Annotated in this window: 15 protein-coding genes, 2 pseudogenes and 1 riboswitch; of the genes and pseudogenes, 13 read left to right on the forward strand and 4 right to left on the reverse strand. The window is 44.2% G+C overall.

Features of this window, described 5'->3' with window-relative positions:
* Positions 1-6 precede the first annotated feature (6 nt).
* The 3 genes from CD004_RS03775 to CD004_RS03785 all read left to right on the forward strand — a co-directional run bounded on the left by CD004_RS03775 (position 7) and on the right by CD004_RS03785 (position 1,032).
* Positions 7-534 carry a QcrA and Rieske domain-containing protein gene (locus tag CD004_RS03775; protein WP_102261553.1) on the forward strand — a complete coding sequence of 176 codons (528 nt, stop codon included), beginning with the start codon at positions 7-9 and terminating at the stop codon, positions 532-534.
* A complete protein-coding gene (locus CD004_RS03780; RefSeq protein WP_102261554.1) occupies positions 527-724 on the forward strand; it encodes a hypothetical protein in 198 nt (65 codons plus the stop codon). Before CD004_RS03775 ends, CD004_RS03780 begins: the two co-directional genes overlap by 8 nt.
* Before the next feature lie 86 nt (positions 725-810).
* Positions 811-1,032 carry a hypothetical protein gene (locus CD004_RS03785; protein ID WP_233434940.1) on the forward strand — a complete coding sequence of 74 codons (222 nt, stop codon included), beginning with the start codon at positions 811-813 and terminating at the stop codon, positions 1,030-1,032.
* A 61-nt stretch (positions 1,033-1,093) separates the two neighbouring features.
* Here the strand turns inward: CD004_RS03785 and CD004_RS03790 are convergent, their stop codons facing one another.
* Positions 1,094-1,603 carry a hypothetical protein gene (locus CD004_RS03790; protein ID WP_102261556.1) on the reverse strand — a complete coding sequence of 170 codons (510 nt, stop codon included), beginning with the start codon at positions 1,601-1,603 and terminating at the stop codon, positions 1,094-1,096.
* A 375-nt stretch (positions 1,604-1,978) separates the two neighbouring features.
* Here CD004_RS03790 and CD004_RS03795 point away from each other — a divergent pair, with 375 nt between their 5' ends.
* From CD004_RS03795 to CD004_RS03815, 6 genes and pseudogenes are all read left to right on the forward strand, one after another.
* Positions 1,979-4,723 carry a dynamin family protein gene (locus CD004_RS03795; RefSeq protein WP_102261557.1) on the forward strand — a complete coding sequence of 915 codons (2,745 nt, stop codon included), beginning with the start codon at positions 1,979-1,981 and terminating at the stop codon, positions 4,721-4,723.
* Between the two features lie 140 nt (positions 4,724-4,863).
* Positions 4,864-4,971: riboswitch (SAM riboswitch) on the forward strand.
* Positions 4,972-5,074: 103 nt separating this feature from the next.
* Entirely contained in the window at positions 5,075-6,172 is a 1,098-nt protein-coding gene (locus CD004_RS03800; RefSeq protein WP_102261558.1) for a sugar ABC transporter substrate-binding protein, read from the forward strand.
* Positions 6,173-6,435: 263 nt separating this feature from the next.
* Positions 6,436-6,927: pseudogene (locus CD004_RS24635) on the forward strand (ATP-binding cassette domain-containing protein); the annotation flags it as partial.
* Positions 6,928-7,245: 318 nt separating this feature from the next.
* Positions 7,246-7,920: pseudogene (locus CD004_RS24640) on the forward strand (ATP-binding cassette domain-containing protein); the annotation flags it as partial.
* A 1-nt stretch (position 7,921) separates the two neighbouring features.
* Entirely contained in the window at positions 7,922-8,926 is a 1,005-nt protein-coding gene (locus CD004_RS03810; protein WP_102261559.1) for an ABC transporter permease, read from the forward strand.
* A 243-nt stretch (positions 8,927-9,169) separates the two neighbouring features.
* Complete coding sequence (locus CD004_RS03815) at positions 9,170-9,490, forward strand: hypothetical protein (RefSeq protein ID WP_102261560.1); 321 nt, start codon at positions 9,170-9,172, stop codon at positions 9,488-9,490.
* 8 nt (positions 9,491-9,498) lie between these two features.
* Here CD004_RS03815 and CD004_RS03820 read toward each other — a convergent pair whose 3' ends face one another.
* The 3 genes from CD004_RS03820 to CD004_RS03830 all read right to left on the reverse strand — a co-directional run bounded on the left by CD004_RS03820 (position 9,499) and on the right by CD004_RS03830 (position 12,224).
* Positions 9,499-10,278: a formate/nitrite transporter family protein gene (locus CD004_RS03820; RefSeq protein WP_102261561.1), complete on the reverse strand. Its 780-nt coding sequence runs from the start codon at positions 10,276-10,278 to the stop codon at positions 9,499-9,501.
* 265 nt (positions 10,279-10,543) lie between these two features.
* A complete protein-coding gene (locus CD004_RS03825; protein ID WP_102261562.1) occupies positions 10,544-11,758 on the reverse strand; it encodes an MFS transporter in 1,215 nt (404 codons plus the stop codon).
* A gap of 94 nt (positions 11,759-11,852) precedes the next feature.
* On the reverse strand, positions 11,853-12,224 hold the full coding sequence (locus tag CD004_RS03830) for a VOC family protein (protein ID WP_102261563.1): 372 nt from the start codon (positions 12,222-12,224) through the stop codon (positions 11,853-11,855).
* Positions 12,225-12,395: 171 nt separating this feature from the next.
* On the opposite strand from CD004_RS03830, the gene CD004_RS03835 reads away from it, so the two are divergent.
* The 4 genes from CD004_RS03835 to CD004_RS03850 all read left to right on the forward strand — a co-directional run bounded on the left by CD004_RS03835 (position 12,396) and on the right by CD004_RS03850 (position 15,971).
* Complete coding sequence (locus tag CD004_RS03835; RefSeq protein ID WP_102261564.1) at positions 12,396-13,214, forward strand: basic amino acid ABC transporter substrate-binding protein; 819 nt, start codon at positions 12,396-12,398, stop codon at positions 13,212-13,214.
* Between the two features lie 236 nt (positions 13,215-13,450).
* Positions 13,451-14,107: an amino acid ABC transporter permease gene (locus tag CD004_RS03840; protein WP_102261565.1), complete on the forward strand. Its 657-nt coding sequence runs from the start codon at positions 13,451-13,453 to the stop codon at positions 14,105-14,107.
* Complete coding sequence (locus CD004_RS03845) at positions 14,104-14,826, forward strand: amino acid ABC transporter ATP-binding protein (protein ID WP_102261566.1); 723 nt, start codon at positions 14,104-14,106, stop codon at positions 14,824-14,826. The genes CD004_RS03840 and CD004_RS03845 overlap by 4 nt, the downstream gene beginning before the upstream one ends.
* A 437-nt stretch (positions 14,827-15,263) precedes the next feature.
* Positions 15,264-15,971 carry an MBL fold metallo-hydrolase gene (locus CD004_RS03850; protein WP_102261567.1) on the forward strand — a complete coding sequence of 236 codons (708 nt, stop codon included), beginning with the start codon at positions 15,264-15,266 and terminating at the stop codon, positions 15,969-15,971.
* The last annotated feature ends 12 nt before the right edge of the window (positions 15,972-15,983 follow it).

Genomic DNA, 15,983 nt, shown 5'->3' on the forward strand with positions numbered 1-15,983 from the left:
TTGGCTATGAGTGATGATAAAAAGCAGACACATCATGAAGATGATAAAGATATGATCAAGCTGATTGATAATCTGAACAGGAAAGACGATGTCCATTTGAATAGAAGGGCGTTTCTGAAAGCTTCGTTTGGTGCTACAGTCGCCATCGGACTTGCAACGACTCCATTCGGGATCTTCACATTCCTGCGCGATGAAAACGGTGAAGTGAAGCGTGTGGAAATCACAGATATCGATGATCTGGCGATTGGGGAATCCAGGAACTTCAACTACCCGACGAAGAATGAACCAGCCATTTTGGTGAGGACACCGGAGGACAAATTTGTCGCGTACAATAATAAATGTACTCACCTTCAATGCCCAGTCTTTTATGAGCATAAGGAAAATGTCTTGCTGTGCCCATGCCACAAAGGTTATTTCAATGTAGACAGCGGCCAGCCGATGGCAGGACCGCCGCAGCGCGAGCTTCCGAAAATCCTCCTTGAAATCAAAGATGGCAAGGTGTTTGCAGTGGGGAGGGAAGTAAGGCATGGATAAAAAACGAATTGCTTTTTTCTCGATTTTCCTGTTCCTTGCAATTAACGTGTTCTCACTATCCAATGCCATCGAAGGCTATTATGGACATGAGGATGAGCGTGTGTATGGTGCGGTGATTGTCGCGCTGATTTCTACTCTGCTGGCAACAACGGCCTTCTTCATCTGGAGGAAGGCCGAGTATAAAAAGTAAGCTGCTGGCGATGATAAAAGGAGAGCTCCTTTCTTAATGGAAGTTTGTTCAAACATTAAAATTGGAGTAGAAAGGGAGGTATGAACGTGGTTTCCCATTCTTTTTTTCATCACGACAGCAAAAAAGAATCAATCGAGGAAGTACTTGAAAATACCGTTGAGATTGAAGAAGATTTGATGCGTACGTACTTAATAACGGCTGAACGAGTCCACGACGATCCTGAGCTGAAGGAACGCCTAGAAAACTTCGCGGAAGGAAATGCGAAACGGACAAAGCAGCTGATTGATGAATTGAATAAAGACAAATAAAGAAGCAGCGGATTTGTCCGCTGCTTTTCTTTAGGTATGAGTGAATTGGCGCTTCATCTTTTTAGCTGAACTGATTAGTCGGGATAACCCTAATATTTTCCCCTTCGAACTTCCTTTCCCCGAAAAGGGTGATCAAGGTGCAGCTGGTGATTCGAAACGGACCTTCAGCGATTTCATACTCAGCAAGCAGGCCGGAACCAAGTTCTTCGCCGTCTGGATTTAAAGCCTGCACGTTCTGACCTTCTAGTGTCCTTAGTTTGGCTTTCATTAAGAATACCTTCCACTCTTGCCAATTCTTGATCAAATACGCCTTCTCACCGTTCTCCAGATAGCCTAGCTGGCAGCCTCTTTCATCGATGGCGGCTTCGTTTCCAAAGCTGAGCTCCATGATAATATCCCTTAAAAATTGAAATTCATCGAGGTCAAGATAAGGGTCAATGTGGAATTCAACCTCATTTCCGTTTTCCTTGATGGAAGCGAGCGTTTTGTTGTTCATCATGACAGATTTGTTTTTTATATGTTGTGATTTCAAGTGTTCCAGGGGAGCGCCCATTAGTTTCAGAGTAAGCATAACAATCTCCTTTTTCGGTCGTAATGTTACCTTCATTATAATGATTTTGCCCTATCTGCGGTGTGACAAACTTCATTACTTCCCCATAAAACCTAGTTTTAGTTCGAAAGATATAGGTAGAGGCATTTTTCGACAAAAACTGGCAAAAAACTGGTTCATTTATTAAAAAGATTACAAATTTTGCAGTGCTTGTAGCAAAACTGAAAGCTGGCTGAAATCTTGAATGAAAAATAGTTTGATAGAATACAATGATAAGGTTTGAGGGCAAGCCGCAATAGGGAAAAAGAACAGTTAGCTAATACAAATTTTTAATGCCTGAAGGAGTCCGAAGGCTCTTTTTTTGAATTGATTATTATGAGAAGTCGGAGGAAAGTCATGACATTTGAAGAGCAATTAATCAAAAAGTCGTATTTTGAAACTTATATGGAATCAGGAAACAGGACACATCCTGTTCATGTTCTCGGGGAGCTTTACCTTGAAGAGCAAAAGAATGATATGCCAGATTTGTCGTATATCCGTTTTGCTCAGGGAGAGGTTTATTTTCACAATAAAGATTTTGAAGCGGCGATTTTTAAGTGGGAGAACATTACAAATGAATTCGAGCCATGGGCGAAAAAGAACATGGGTGATGCCTTCCTTGAACTTGGTTTGCTTACTTCCGCGGAGGAGCTGTACCTGTCGATTGAAACAGAGAGCAATGTGCTTAAAATCGAGAGTGGCCTTCAGCTTTTATCTCTCTACATAGAGCAGGGAAAGCTTGAAAAAGCGGTTGCTGTCATCAAGAAGTCAGTGTCACTTGATCCAGATTATCCTGGCGTAACGGAGATTGCCCGCGCTTTCTTTGAAGAGCACCAGGACTGGGATAATGCAGTCGAGCTGGCAGTCAATGAAGGGGTTCGCACCGGTTCGCCTAAGTGGTTCGACGTTTTGAATCAATATGTAGAACAGGGGCATACCGCTCAGTTCGCACCAGATTATTTTAACGAAGCATTATCTGTTCTTTTCCAGGTGGACAGAGGCCGGTTTGAACAGTTGGCAGTATCCCTGTGGGAAAGCTATAAGGGTCAAAGTTCATACATGACATGGCTAAGGGAATTCAACCAATTATTCAGCGGGATGGACGGAAATAGAAAAGATGGATGGACCCATCTGTCAGCGGTCTATCAGGACACATATTTCGAGTTGATTAACGGCGATCGATTAATCAAGGAAATTTCACCGTTGATCCCTGAATTGCTTACCAATTGGCTGAAAATCACAAGTCCTGTCAACAGTCTTGTATCGGCATCATCCATTATTGCGTGGAATGAGGTATTTCCAGGGACCATCACCTCGTCCGCGATTCACGATGCCGAAAATCTAGTGCTCAATTCGCGCGAGTACCATGATGGATATGAGGATAGCATGCAGCTGTTCAAGACGATCATTGAATGGGCTGGAAATCATGAGATAGAGGTCGGCAACCGGATTAAGTGGATGGTCCAGGAGTTGCAGGAATCCAATGTTCATAATCTGTTGATCGCTGGTATAACTGGCAATGGGAAGTCCTCATTCGTCAATACCATTGTTGGGGAAGAGTTGATCACCGCACCAACTGCTGCTGTCATCCGTTTCAAGAATGAAGAGAATCCGGAAATCCAAGAAATTACCGATACAGACGTCCGCCGGATCACGGATATAGAGGATTTCAAGGAAGCGGCAGGAGTTCGCCGCCAGACTCATAAGAATGAAACAATCATTGATTTCAAGGCAGAGTTCCCATTCTTGAGGGAACACGAATTAGCATTGATTGATACTCCAGGGATAAACAGTAATAACTATGACAAGCATCCGTTGTACAATTACTTGAGATTTGCTGATGGTCTGCTTTTCGTGCTCAATGCGAATGATCCTTTTACGGAAAAAGAAAAGGAAATCCTCTCGAAAATTTCAGAGTACTTCCCGGATCTGCCTATACATTTCTTGTTGAATAAAATAGATGTGATATACAGTCAGCAGGAGGCAATTGATGTTTTTGACCAGACATTGGCTGAAATCAGTCAATACTATCCTGATTCGAAAATGTTTGCTTTCTCATCTAACTATGATAAGGGTAAGCAACTGAGGGATTTCTCTGATTTCATACAAACTAATAGAAGCACAGTCGACTTCGAGCAAGAGCGTACCGCAAAACTGCAATTCTTCGTCAGAAGGGCGATCACGTATTTGCTCGATAAACGAATTGAAATTGAGAATAACCATACTGAATCAATCAGCTGGAACGAGGAAATGGTGAGCAAGCTTAATGGCGCGATCAACCAGCTGGGAGATATTGAAGAAGAGAAGTCAAGTTCCATCCAGAAGTCATACCGAAAAATCAAGGATGAAACCCGTGCGGAAATCATTGAGAAGATTCCTGAATTATTGCGTGGGTGCTCGGAATTAGTGACGGAGGACAGCGATTTCGGAAATATCCATGCTGAAATGGATGAAGAAATGAACAAGAGAATCCAGGAATATCTCGATGGAACCGTACTGCCGAAATTCCATAAAGATTTACGAGGGTGGATTCAACATTCAAAGGACGAATTCGACCAAAGCCAAAACTACTTGAATGAAATGGCCGAGGGCTTTAACTCCATGTATGGAGATGAAAGGATCAGCCTCGACTGTGATTTCAGAGTACTAGATGACTGGCGCCGTGATGCTGACCGGATGACGAACGGTGTCCACTATGAAAAGGTCAACATCATGAATCGCTCGACGCCGCAGCAATTTTTCTTGAAAAGCGCCGGCAAGCTGCTTGGGGTGCTTCCGCAAAACAATGCGATGCTTTATAACCGCTACAAAACATATCTCGAGACTGAAGATTATTATGAAATCGGCGTAACCATTGCGAAAAGATTTCTGCAGCAATTCGAGATTTTCGAAAAATCGATTGAGCGTGATGTGAATCTGTTCTTCAAAAACCCATTCAACGTTCTTGAAGTTGCAGTAGAAGAAGCAAAATCCGAAATCGAATATGGAAAAAACGAACTTGAAAAAATGAGAATTAACCCTGAACTTTACCGTGACCCATTGACACTTTATGAAGTAAAACTTCGCCAGTACGAATGGATGACTGCGGCAGGCAGGGGCTGATTGTAAAAAGAAGATTCCCAAATATGGGGATCTTCTTTTTTAAGCATGAAAATTAAATTTTCAAAATAATATTGACAATATGAGTATAGGAGTTTAAAGTAAACTTTATCAATTTGCAACATTAACTAAATAAAGAAATTCTCTTATCAAGAGTGGCAGAGGGACTGGCCCTATGACGCCCAGCAACCGTTCCAAATGGAATTGGTGCTAAATCCTGCAAAACATTTATTTGTTTTGAAAGATAAGAGAGGAATCCGACATTTGTATTCTATTGCGTTTGAAACCTCTCTTTTCTGGAGAGGTTTTTTTATTTGTGTTAGTCAGGCAGATTAATCAAAGGGGGAAATTAAGATGAAAAAAGGAATTAAAAAAGTATTATTAAGTGCAATTGCTTCAGCTTTGCTGCTGACAGGCTGCGGCGGGGGAGAGACGAAGACTGCCAGTGGTCCTGTTGAAGGAGTTCCGGAGCGGTTTGCCAAAGGTGAGGAAGTCAAAATCAAAGTCATCCGCAAGATTGGCGGAGACGACCATACTGCGCAATTTTTGGCCGGAGCGAAGGCAGAAGGGGAAGCGCTCGGCTTCAAGGTAGACGTCTTCACGGCGAATGGGGACACAGCTAAATTTCATGATGCAATCAATCAGGGGCTCCAGCAGGACTATGATGGATTCATCATTTCCCATGGTGATGACGCAGCTACAGTAGAAGATGTGAAAAAATTAGTGCAAAAAGGCAAAAGTGTCGTAACTTTCGATTCAAATCCGGATCTGGCTCAGGTCGAAGGAGTCACACTTACATCCCAGGATGATGAGGCTCTCGCAACGCAGGCACTGGATCAGCTTGTGAAGGACCAAAATGGAGAAGCGAATATCGTGTACCTATGGGTCGATGGCTTCCCGCCAATGGTCAGAAGAAATAAAGTTTACCAGGAAACCTTGAAGGCGAATCCAGGAATCAAAGAGGTTGACAGATTCGGAGTAGCGGCTGCAGATACAAGCGTCCAGACACAAAACGCAGTGTCCGCTATGTTGAACAAGCATCCAAAAGGAGAAATTGACGCGATCTTCGCAACATGGGATGCTTTTGCGATCGGCGCAGCTCGTGCCATTAAGGAAGCTGGCCGAGATGAAATCAAGATTTACGGAATCGATGTATCCAATGCTGACCTGCAGGAAATCCAGGGAGAAGGCAACCCATGGAAATACACGGCCGCCGTTGATCCAAAGCTGATTGGGGAAGTGAATATGAGATTGTTGGCAAAAAAACTGGCTGGTGAAGAAACACCGGCAACCTACGATCTTGAAGCATCACTTATTTCACAGGATCAGCTTCAGCAGTCAAAAAATCCGGTAAATATGGTCAATCTTGCTGAAATCATCGAAGGCTGGGGCAAATCCGATGCGTTTTTGGAAGATTGGATGGAGAAATTGAAAGATCATTACAAAAAATAATAAAATACTTCTCTTAATTTTAGGCGTTAATAATTTTATTGGCGATTTCCGAAATTTATTGGCGATTTTCGCATGTTTATTGGCGATTTCAGAAATATATTGGCGAAAACCACTAGTTTATTGGCGATTTCACAATTTTAATGGCGAATTGGAAATTCCGCACGATTTTTTCCAGTTCCGCCACTCGAAGCAGACACTCTCAAACTAAAGAGAGTGTCTGCTTTGCAGATTGATAGAGAGGAGGCCACGGGATGAAACTTCAAATGAAAAACATCAGTATTGAGTTTCCGGGAGTGCGAGCGTTGAATAACGTAAATTTCAGCACAGAAACAGGCATGATCCATGCGTTGATTGGCGCGAATGGAGCGGGAAAATCGACGTTAATGAAGGTGCTTTCTGGTGCCCACGATCATTACACAGGGGAAATCCAGCTCGATGGCAAGAGTGTCGAAATCAGGACACCAGCTGATGCACAAAAACTCGGCATCCAGACGGTCTACCAGGAGGTTGATACAGCCATCATCCCATCGTTGACAGTGGCTGAAAATATCATGCTCAACCAAACGGTGCAGGAGATGGGCCAACAGCACTGGATGAATTGGAAGGAGCTTTTCAAAAAGGCCGAGTCGATCCTATCCAACATGAACCTTCACATTCCTGTAAAAAAGCTTGCCGGGGAACTGACGCTTGCTGAGAAACAGCTGGTCCTGATTGCCCGGGCAATTTCAAGTGATTGCTCATTCTTAATCCTTGATGAACCAACCGCTCCTCTCAGTCATACAGAAACATCTGTATTGTTCCGGATTGTCAGGGACTTGGCTAAAAGGGATGTTGGCATCATCTTCATCTCCCATCGGATGCCGGAAATCTTTGAATTATGTGATGAGATTACGATCATGCGAAATGGCGAACTGGTCATGAAAAAAGCTATTCCTGAAGTCGACACTCACCAGGTTATTGAATACATGCTCGGCCAGAAGCTGGAAGATCAATTCCCGCCAAGGGTCAGCACGTTCGGAGATACTCTCCTGGAAGTCGAAGGCTTAAAAGATGGAGATAAAGTGAAAAATGCTTCACTTCATGTAAGAGCAGGGGAAATCGTCGGGCTTGCCGGCCTGGTCGGGGCAGGAAAGACAGAACTGTGCAAATTGCTGTTTGGCGCGGCACCTGCCAAGAGCGGAAGCGTTAAGTTAAAAGGGGAAATCCTTAAGCTGACGAGCCCCCATGCTGCTGTAAGAAGCGGTTTGGCCCTTGTTCCAGAAGAACGGCGAAAGGAAGGTGTGCTTGTTGCCGAATCGGTCACTTCCAATCTTACAGCAGTCAACCTCAAGAAATTCACTGGAGTATGGAGCTTTATCGACCGACGGGCTGAAAAGAAAACAGCACAGGAGTACATAAAGTCTCTCGGCATCAAGACACCATCGGCAACGGTCAAAGTTGAAAATCTTTCAGGCGGGAACCAGCAGAAAGTAGCGATTGGAAGGTGGCTGATTGCCGATGCGGACGTGTATATCTTTGATGAGCCAACCAAGGGCGTGGATGTAGGCGCAAAACGGGATATCTTTGAGCTGATTGCCCAGCTTGCAGCACAAGGGAAGGGTGTCATTTATGCCTCCTCGGAGCTGTCGGAAATCGTCGGCATCACGAATCGAGTTTACGTGCTCTATGATGGTGAACCAGTCAAGGAGCTTGAAACCGCCGGAACAACAGAAGAAGAACTTTTATTTTATTCAACAGGAGGAAGATAGGATGGAAGCGAAACTCCCATTTCAGCAAGAACCAACGCAAAAAAAGACATTCGAATTGTTCCAGTTCCTATATAAATATGGGACGATTTTGACAATCTTTGTCCTGGTCGCCATCTTCGCGGCAGCGAATCCTTCTTTTATCAACGGCGATAATGTCATTAATATACTCCGTTCGATTTCAATCGTTACAATAATCGCGATTGGCATCACCATATCGCTGACAGTTGATGGCTTTGATTTATCCGTCGGCTCTGTCGCATCCTTGTCCAACGCCATCGTCATCTCGATGTTTGTCTGGTTCTCGCAAAACACTCTGATTGCGGTATTATCAGCGATCGCCGCCGCCTTGATTGTAGGGACACTCAATTCATTGATGATCTTGAAGCTGAAGATTCCGGACATGCTGATGACACTGGCGATGATGTTCATCATCCAGGGAACAGCGCTGACTTATACGAAGGGCGCGACGGTTTCGGAGAATATGATTCTGTCTGATGGAAGTTTTTCCACAGGAACAATCAGCCCATTTTTCGCTAAAATAGGGCAGGTTCCGTGGATCATCCTGATCATGGCGATCGCCGTCATAATTGTCCATATATTCCTGACATACACAAAACATGGCCGCTATATGTATGTGATTGGCGGCAATAAAGAAGCGGCCAGGCTTTCAGGCATTCCAGTCAACCGCTATAAAACAGCAGCCTACCTGCTATCAGCTTTATTCGCGGCAATTGGCGGGATTGTTTTGGCCTCCCGTGTCATGACTGCAGAAATCAATGCAGGTTCTCCTTATCTGATGGATTCAGTGGCCGCTGCTTTTATTGGGTTTTCCGTTCTTGGAGCTGGCAAGCCAAACGCATTCGGTACATTCGTCGGGGCGGTGTTAATCGGCATTTTGCAAAATGGTCTTGTGATGATGTCGGTCCCGTATTATGCGATGGATATCGTGAAGGGTACAGTACTTGCATTTGCCCTTGGCATCACCTATTACAAGCAGAAACTTTAGAGGGGCAGTTACATCGGTGATAAATTCGTCACTGCAAGATCAACAGGATATAGAACTTTCTATATCCTGTTTAATTATGAAGGAATATTATTTTCAAAAAAGAAGTATAAACATATATGGATTTGGAGGAGGAATCCGTAAATTTACAGAAAGGTCTTTATATACATATCAGAATGGATTTTATTACTAATTGTCGTTTTTTACTTTCTTATCTTTCAACTGCTATTTCTAGGGAACATCGCTGTGGTAGATAGGGTAGAAGATGCTGTCCGTTTTCCTTACAGTTATTCGTTCGTAGTTTTGGTCGTATGTATATTTTTCTATTTTTACATAAAGCATCTCCAGGGGAGCCTTTGGTACCGGAAGGTCAAGGAGTTCATATGGGGGTTGTTCTTCGGGGCTGCTGCCGTCAGCAGCCTGTTTTGGTTTTCAATGAATGTAGCAGTGTATTCAAAAGAGTTGTTGAGTAATCAAATACTTCTTGCCTCCATCTTTATAGGATCCACCCTGATGGCAGCTCAAATTGCGATCAAATTAAAAAGGGAAGGCTCAGGTACAAACTGAGCCTTTTATCATTCCTCAAAAAATGGTTTGTTCGCGTAATAATACATCCAGCCCATCATAATCCCGCCACCTATGAGATTGCCGATCGTCACGGGAATCAGATTATGAATTACCCCGGCAAAAGTAACAGACTGTGGGTCATCGAGGACCATGCTAATCGCAAAGGTGCACATATTGGCAATGCTGTGCTCATAGCCCGAAATGAAGAAGCAGTAGACGAAGAACACCATTGCGAACATTTTTGCTCCGTCGCCCTTCATTGACATCGGCAGGAAGAACGCCAGGCAAACGAGCCAGTTACAGAGAATTCCCCTGAAAAATAGCTCTGAAGTTGGCGCGAGTGTCTTTTTTTCAGCGACGCTTAACAAGAATCCGTTTACGGAATTGTCATCAAACAATCCCGTTGTGTAGATCAAAAAAGCAAATGCAGCTGCGCCAATGATATTGCCGATATAGCTGTAAGCCCACATCCTGGCTACCTGCACCCAGGCCATTTTTTTCCTCAGTGCCGTAAACGTATAATAAAAGGTGTTCCCTGTGAACAGGTCACCTCCACCATAGGCAATCAGGATAATGGCGGCACCGAATGTAATGGCCGCTATAGGATAGGCAAAGGGCGAGTGTTCTACATAAAATGGATTACCCGTCTTGAACGCAACAATTACCCCAAAACCGATGAACATCGAAGCCAGGGCAGCTCTGGCCAGATAGCGTGTTTTGCTTTGTTTAAAAATTTTGTGCTTTTTTAAGGCCAGTTTTTCGACCTCCTGCAAGGCTTGTACTTCCAAATATAATCACCCAATTTTCCATATGTAATATGAACCTATTCTTCCTCTAAATCTCATTCATATGTAAATGGTTCGCTCAGGCGACGGTTAAAAAACAGTAATGTGGATAATTCTTCCAAAGATGTGTGGCAAGGTTGCTTTAAATGGAACATCTTACGTTCGAATATTTTTTGGTAAAAGCTTCTGACTGCCATTTACTTGGGGATGACTCTTAATAAATAAAAAAGACTGAATCACTAGGATCCAGCCTTTTTCCGTCTTATTTTTAAAAAGTATCTCTAACGAACTGGGGATTGCGCTGCATCGATGCAAACAGGACAATGCCGCTTACGAGCAGAAGTCCGCTTGTCAGGACGAATACCGAGGTGAAACCGAAGTATCCTGCAAGAAAACCGCCCAGTATTGGACCGACAATGTTCCCGAAGAAACGGAGGCTTGTGTTGTAGCCGAGCACCTCGCCCTGCATTGCCACCGGGGCCTCCTGCCTGATATAGGCAACCCTGACAGGGATAATGCCGCCGATGGTAATGCCCAGCAGGAAACGGATCAGGACAAGCTGCCAGATGTTATCCACAAAACCGCCTGGCAGATAGATGATCGCAGATAAAAACAGGAGCACGACAAGAATTTTAATATAGCCAACCCGGTCGGCAATTTGGCCCCATTTCCGTGCCATTAGCAAATTGCCGAGTCCTGCTGCCGAAAAGGCGATTCCAGAAAAGAATGCAAGGTTTTCTGGTCCATGCAGCTCTCCCACATATAGCGACAGGATGGGCTGGATACTGAAATGGGCAATCTGCACAAGCATCGACATGAGCAGGACATTGACCATGATTGGGTTTTTAAAAATATGCTGAAGAACTTCTTTGCGGCTGTAATTCGTTTTTGTTCCTTTTTTGATATCAATCCTGTATTCCATTACCATGAACACTAACAATCCTGACAGGACGATGAAGGCTGAGGTTGATTGGAAGGTTGCTGCGTAGCCTAGAGAGTCAGCAAGAATCCCGCCGATCATCGGTCCTAGAAGGGCGCCGGTTATGCTGCCAGTCTGAAGAGTCCCTAAAACCTTTCCGGCCTGTTCCTTTGGTGTCTGTGTAGAGATCAGGGCCTGTGAAACAGGGATGAAGCCTGAGAATAATCCCATGAACATCCTTAGTAAAAATAATTCCCATACTGAACTGGCTAATCCTAACAGGAAAACCGAAAATCCCATTCCGAAAGCCATGAAAATCAGGATCATTTTTCGGCCGAACCGGTCCCCCAGCCTGCCGATTGCCGGAGAGAATAGAAATGCAGTGACGAATGTAATCCCGAACGTCAATCCCGACCAGTTCTGAACATACCTTTCTGAAAAATCACCGAAAGTCTCAATGTACAAGGATAGAAAAGGCATCACCATTGTCATGCTGCCGGCAATGAAGAAATTCGCGAACCACATGATCATCAAATTCCGTTTTGCCTTTTGCTGCTGGGTCATTCCATCAACACTTCTTTCTCAGTACGAATATTTCGCTTTTCTAAATATGATACCAAATTATTGCTCGATTGAAAACCAATCGAGCAAGCAAAACCTAACTGATCCACTCCAATAATTCAATCCTATTGCCAAACGGGTCATCTACATAAATCCTATTTGCGCCTGGAAGCTTATCATCTTCTATGTATTCAACTCCTGCTACAGCAAGGTGCTCCTTCAATCCTTCAATATTTTCGATTTCAAACGCCGGATGCGCCTTGCGTGCTGGGACAAAAGGCTCCTCTATGCCAATATGGATTTGGCAATTCCCGTATTGAAACCATGCTCCGCCCCGCTTTTTCAACTCTGCCGGCTTTTCGACTTCTTCAAACCCTAATATTTCCCCGAAAAATCTCCTGGCCTGCTCTTCTGAACCCTTAGGTGCAGCAAGCTGAATGTGGTCTATCGCTTTGAATTTAAACTTCATCATAAATCCCTCCCTGTTAAAATCTTAATCTAAAAGGAAACATAAGGAAATAACAAGGTATGAATCTATAAATATAAGTTTTTCTTATCACCGCAAAAAGTAATACAAGCCTGCTTGATTACATATAAATTATTAAAGTTTTGCACGTTTTTAAAAGAGGGGGCAATCAGAATGAAGAAAAGATTTCTTGCCATTGTGATGTTGGCAATCATGGCACTCGTAGTGTCGGCATGCGGAACAAGCTCAGGCGGAGGGGGATCCGACGCCGAAAAGAAGGAATTAAGGGTCGTCACTGATGCAGCATATGCACCATTTGAATACATGGATGGCGACAAAATTGTTGGTTTTGATATCGATTTTCTGAAGGCTGTGGCGAAAGAAGCAGGATACGAGCTGAAAATCGAAAATGTCGGCTGGGACCCGATTTTTGTGGAAATCAAGAGCGAGCGAGCTGATCTGGCGGTTTCCTCAATCTCAATCAATGATGAGCGCAAGCAGACATATGACTTTTCGCTGCCATATTTCTTATCCACTAATAAAATCCTTGTCCGTGAAGACAGCGACATTAAAAGTGCTGCTGACTTGAAGGGCAAGGTTGTAGCTGTCCAAAACGGCACAACCGGGCAGGCAACAATGGATAAGCTCCTTGGCAAGAACAACGAGGATATCAAGAAATTCGATAACAACAACCTGGCAATCATGGAAATGCTGTCTGGCGGAGCAGATGCAGTCGTAGCAGATAACGGCGTAGTCGAAGTATATGCCAAAAACAATCCGAATGAAAAACTGAAGGTCATTGAAGACAGCGACAGCTTCGAGGCAGAATACTATGGAATCCTGTTCCCGAAAGGCACCGATCTGAAGGCGGACTTCGATAAAGCAATCAAGAAAATCGTCGAGAATGGCACATATGAAAAAATCTATCAAGAATGGTTCGGCCAAGATCCAAATATGGAAATGCTGAAGGCGGAACAGGAAGCATCAGAATAACCTCATAAACAATGAATCTTCGATGATGCGTAACTCTTGAAAACAGCGTTACGCATTTTTTTGTAGAGCTCTTTTCATAAACTTTGATGCTTTCACAGACTTATAATGCAATTTCGTCATATCGAAAAGAGCCCGATGTCTTTTAGTTGCAAGAAATGTTCGAAAACCAACAGTCAATGTGATTGTAAACTTCATCAAAATCTAGTCCCAGGCCTCGGGGCTTTGGAGGGCAAGCTATGGATTTTCGTTTTGATATTATTGTTGAATATTCTCCTTATCTAGTAAAAGGCACGCTTCTTACAATTGGACTATCATTGGCGGGGATTTTAATCGGGACAATCCTCGGCCTGTTCATCGGGCTTGGCAAAATACAGCGCCGAAAACTGCTGACCTGGCCTTTTGTCTGGTATATTACTTTCTTCCGGGGAACCCCGTTATTTGTGCAAATATTGCTGATTCATTTTGGTGTCGTCCCCATGCTCATAGGGGAGACAAATGGGATTGTTGCGACCATCATCGCCCTGTCCCTAAATGCGGCGGCGTATATCGCAGAGATTTTCAGGGCAGGAATCCAGTCGATCGACCGCGGGCAGATGGAAGCCGCCCGCTCGCTTGGAATGACCCATGTCCAGGCGATGAGGTATGTCATTTTACCGCAGGCCTTCAAGCGGATGATTCCTCCTCTTGGAAATGAATTCATCGTGCTTATTAAGGAATCATCACTAGCCGCCATTGTCGCGACTCCTGAAATCATGTACTGGGGCCGGGCGATGGCAGGCCAGTATTATCGCGTATGGGAACCATACCTCACCGCAGCAGTCATATATCTCATCCTGACACTCTCGCTTAGCTTTTTACTAAATCTCCTTGAAAGAAGGCTGAAAACAGAATGATCAAAGTCGCTAATCTGCAAAAATCATTTGGCAGCCATAAAGTTTTGAATGGAATAAATGTTGAGGTACAGCCACAGGAGGTCGTCGTGGTCATCGGTCCATCAGGTTCCGGTAAATCAACCTTCCTCCGCTGCATAAACCTGCTCGAGACGATTACGGAGGGGCATGTGCTGATCGAGGACATAGACATTACGGATAAGGGTACGGACATCAACAAAGTTCGCGAAGAGGTCGGAATGGTATTCCAGCATTTCAACCTGTTCCCGCATAAGACTGTGATTGAAAACATCATGCTGGCGCCCCTGAAGGTAAGAGGCGTTGCGGAACAGCAGGCAAGGGCAAAAGGGATGGAGCTGCTGAAAAAGGTAGGGCTAGAGGATAAAGCAGAAGCCTACCCGGATTCACTTTCCGGCGGGCAAAAGCAGAGGGTGGCAATCGCACGCGCCCTTGCGATGGAGCCAAAAATCATGCTGTTCGATGAACCAACCTCAGCCCTCGATCCAGAAATGGTCGGGGAAGTATTAGAGGTAATAAAACAACTTGCGCGCGAAGGGATGACGATGGTCGTCGTCACCCACGAAATGGGCTTTGCACGCGAAGTCGGTGACCGTGTCATCTTCATGGACGGCGGATTGGTCGTGGAAGAAAACAAGCCAGATGAGATTTTCGAAAACCCGCAGCATGAGCGGACGAAAGCCTTTTTGAGTAAGGTGTTGTAATATGAGAAAGAAAGCCCGATTTTATAGTCGAGGCTTCTTTTTTTATAAACTTAATTAAATTTGGTTCAACCGGAGATGAAAATTGTGTAACCGGAGATAAATCAGCTGCAACTGGAGATAAAATTTGTTTAACCGGAGGTAAATCGGCTGCAACCGGAAATAAAAGTGAGGCAATCGTAAATAAATTAGCTGCAAACGTTAATAAAAAGTCTGTAACCGTTAATAAACTTCATCAACTGGAAATAACCATCAGGATACTGGTAGGTTTACTGGTAATAACCCCAAATTTCGTCATCCTACCGGTCTAATATCACCATTCATGGTTATAGGGCGGGGAAACCGTCCGTTTTTCATAATTTATCCAATTAGCGCTTGCCAAAACTAATAACATTAGTTAAAATAAAACTAACGATATTAGTTTTAGGGGGGGCAATAAAATGAGAGTGATCAAAGAGGGGTTTTTATATCAGCTTACGTTCATGCCAAGGTTTTTTCCTGTCAATTGTTATTTTATCGAGGAGGAGGATGGTCTGACTTTAATTGATGCGGCGCTACCGTATAGCGCAAAGCCGATTTTGCAGGCAGCTGAAAAAATCGGAAAACAAATCAAACGGATTATTTTGACCCATGCTCATGGCGATCACATTGGCGCACTTGATGAGCTGAAAGCTAAACTGGGTGTTCCGGTTTATATTTCTGATCGCGATGCGCGCCTTTTAGCCGGTGATACATCTCTTGACTCAACCGAACTTCAGACACCGATTCGCGGCGGCGTACCAAAGAACATCAAAACAAGTCCGGATATACTTATAAAGGAAGGGGATCATATCGGTTCTTTGCTGGCAATCTCAACTCCAGGGCATACCCCGGGATCGATGTCATTCCTTGACCAGAGAACAAATATGCTGATAGCGGGTGATGCATTCCAAACTAGGGGAGGAACAGCCGTGTCTGGTGTGACCATACCGTGGTTTCCTTTTCCGGCAATGGCTACATGGAACAAAGAAACAGCCTTGCATAGCGCCCGGAAAATTCATGAGCTAAACCCAAGCCTGCTGGCTGTGGGGCACGGGGAATTGCTTCGAGATCCTGGAGCAATTATTGAAAAAGCCATCCAAAAAGCTGAAGAAGCTTTTACAAAATAAAGGAGTAAGAAA

It is taken from the genome of Mesobacillus jeotgali (assembly GCF_002874535.1).
GTDB classification, from domain to species: domain Bacteria; phylum Bacillota; class Bacilli; order Bacillales; family Cytobacillaceae; genus Mesobacillus; species Mesobacillus jeotgali.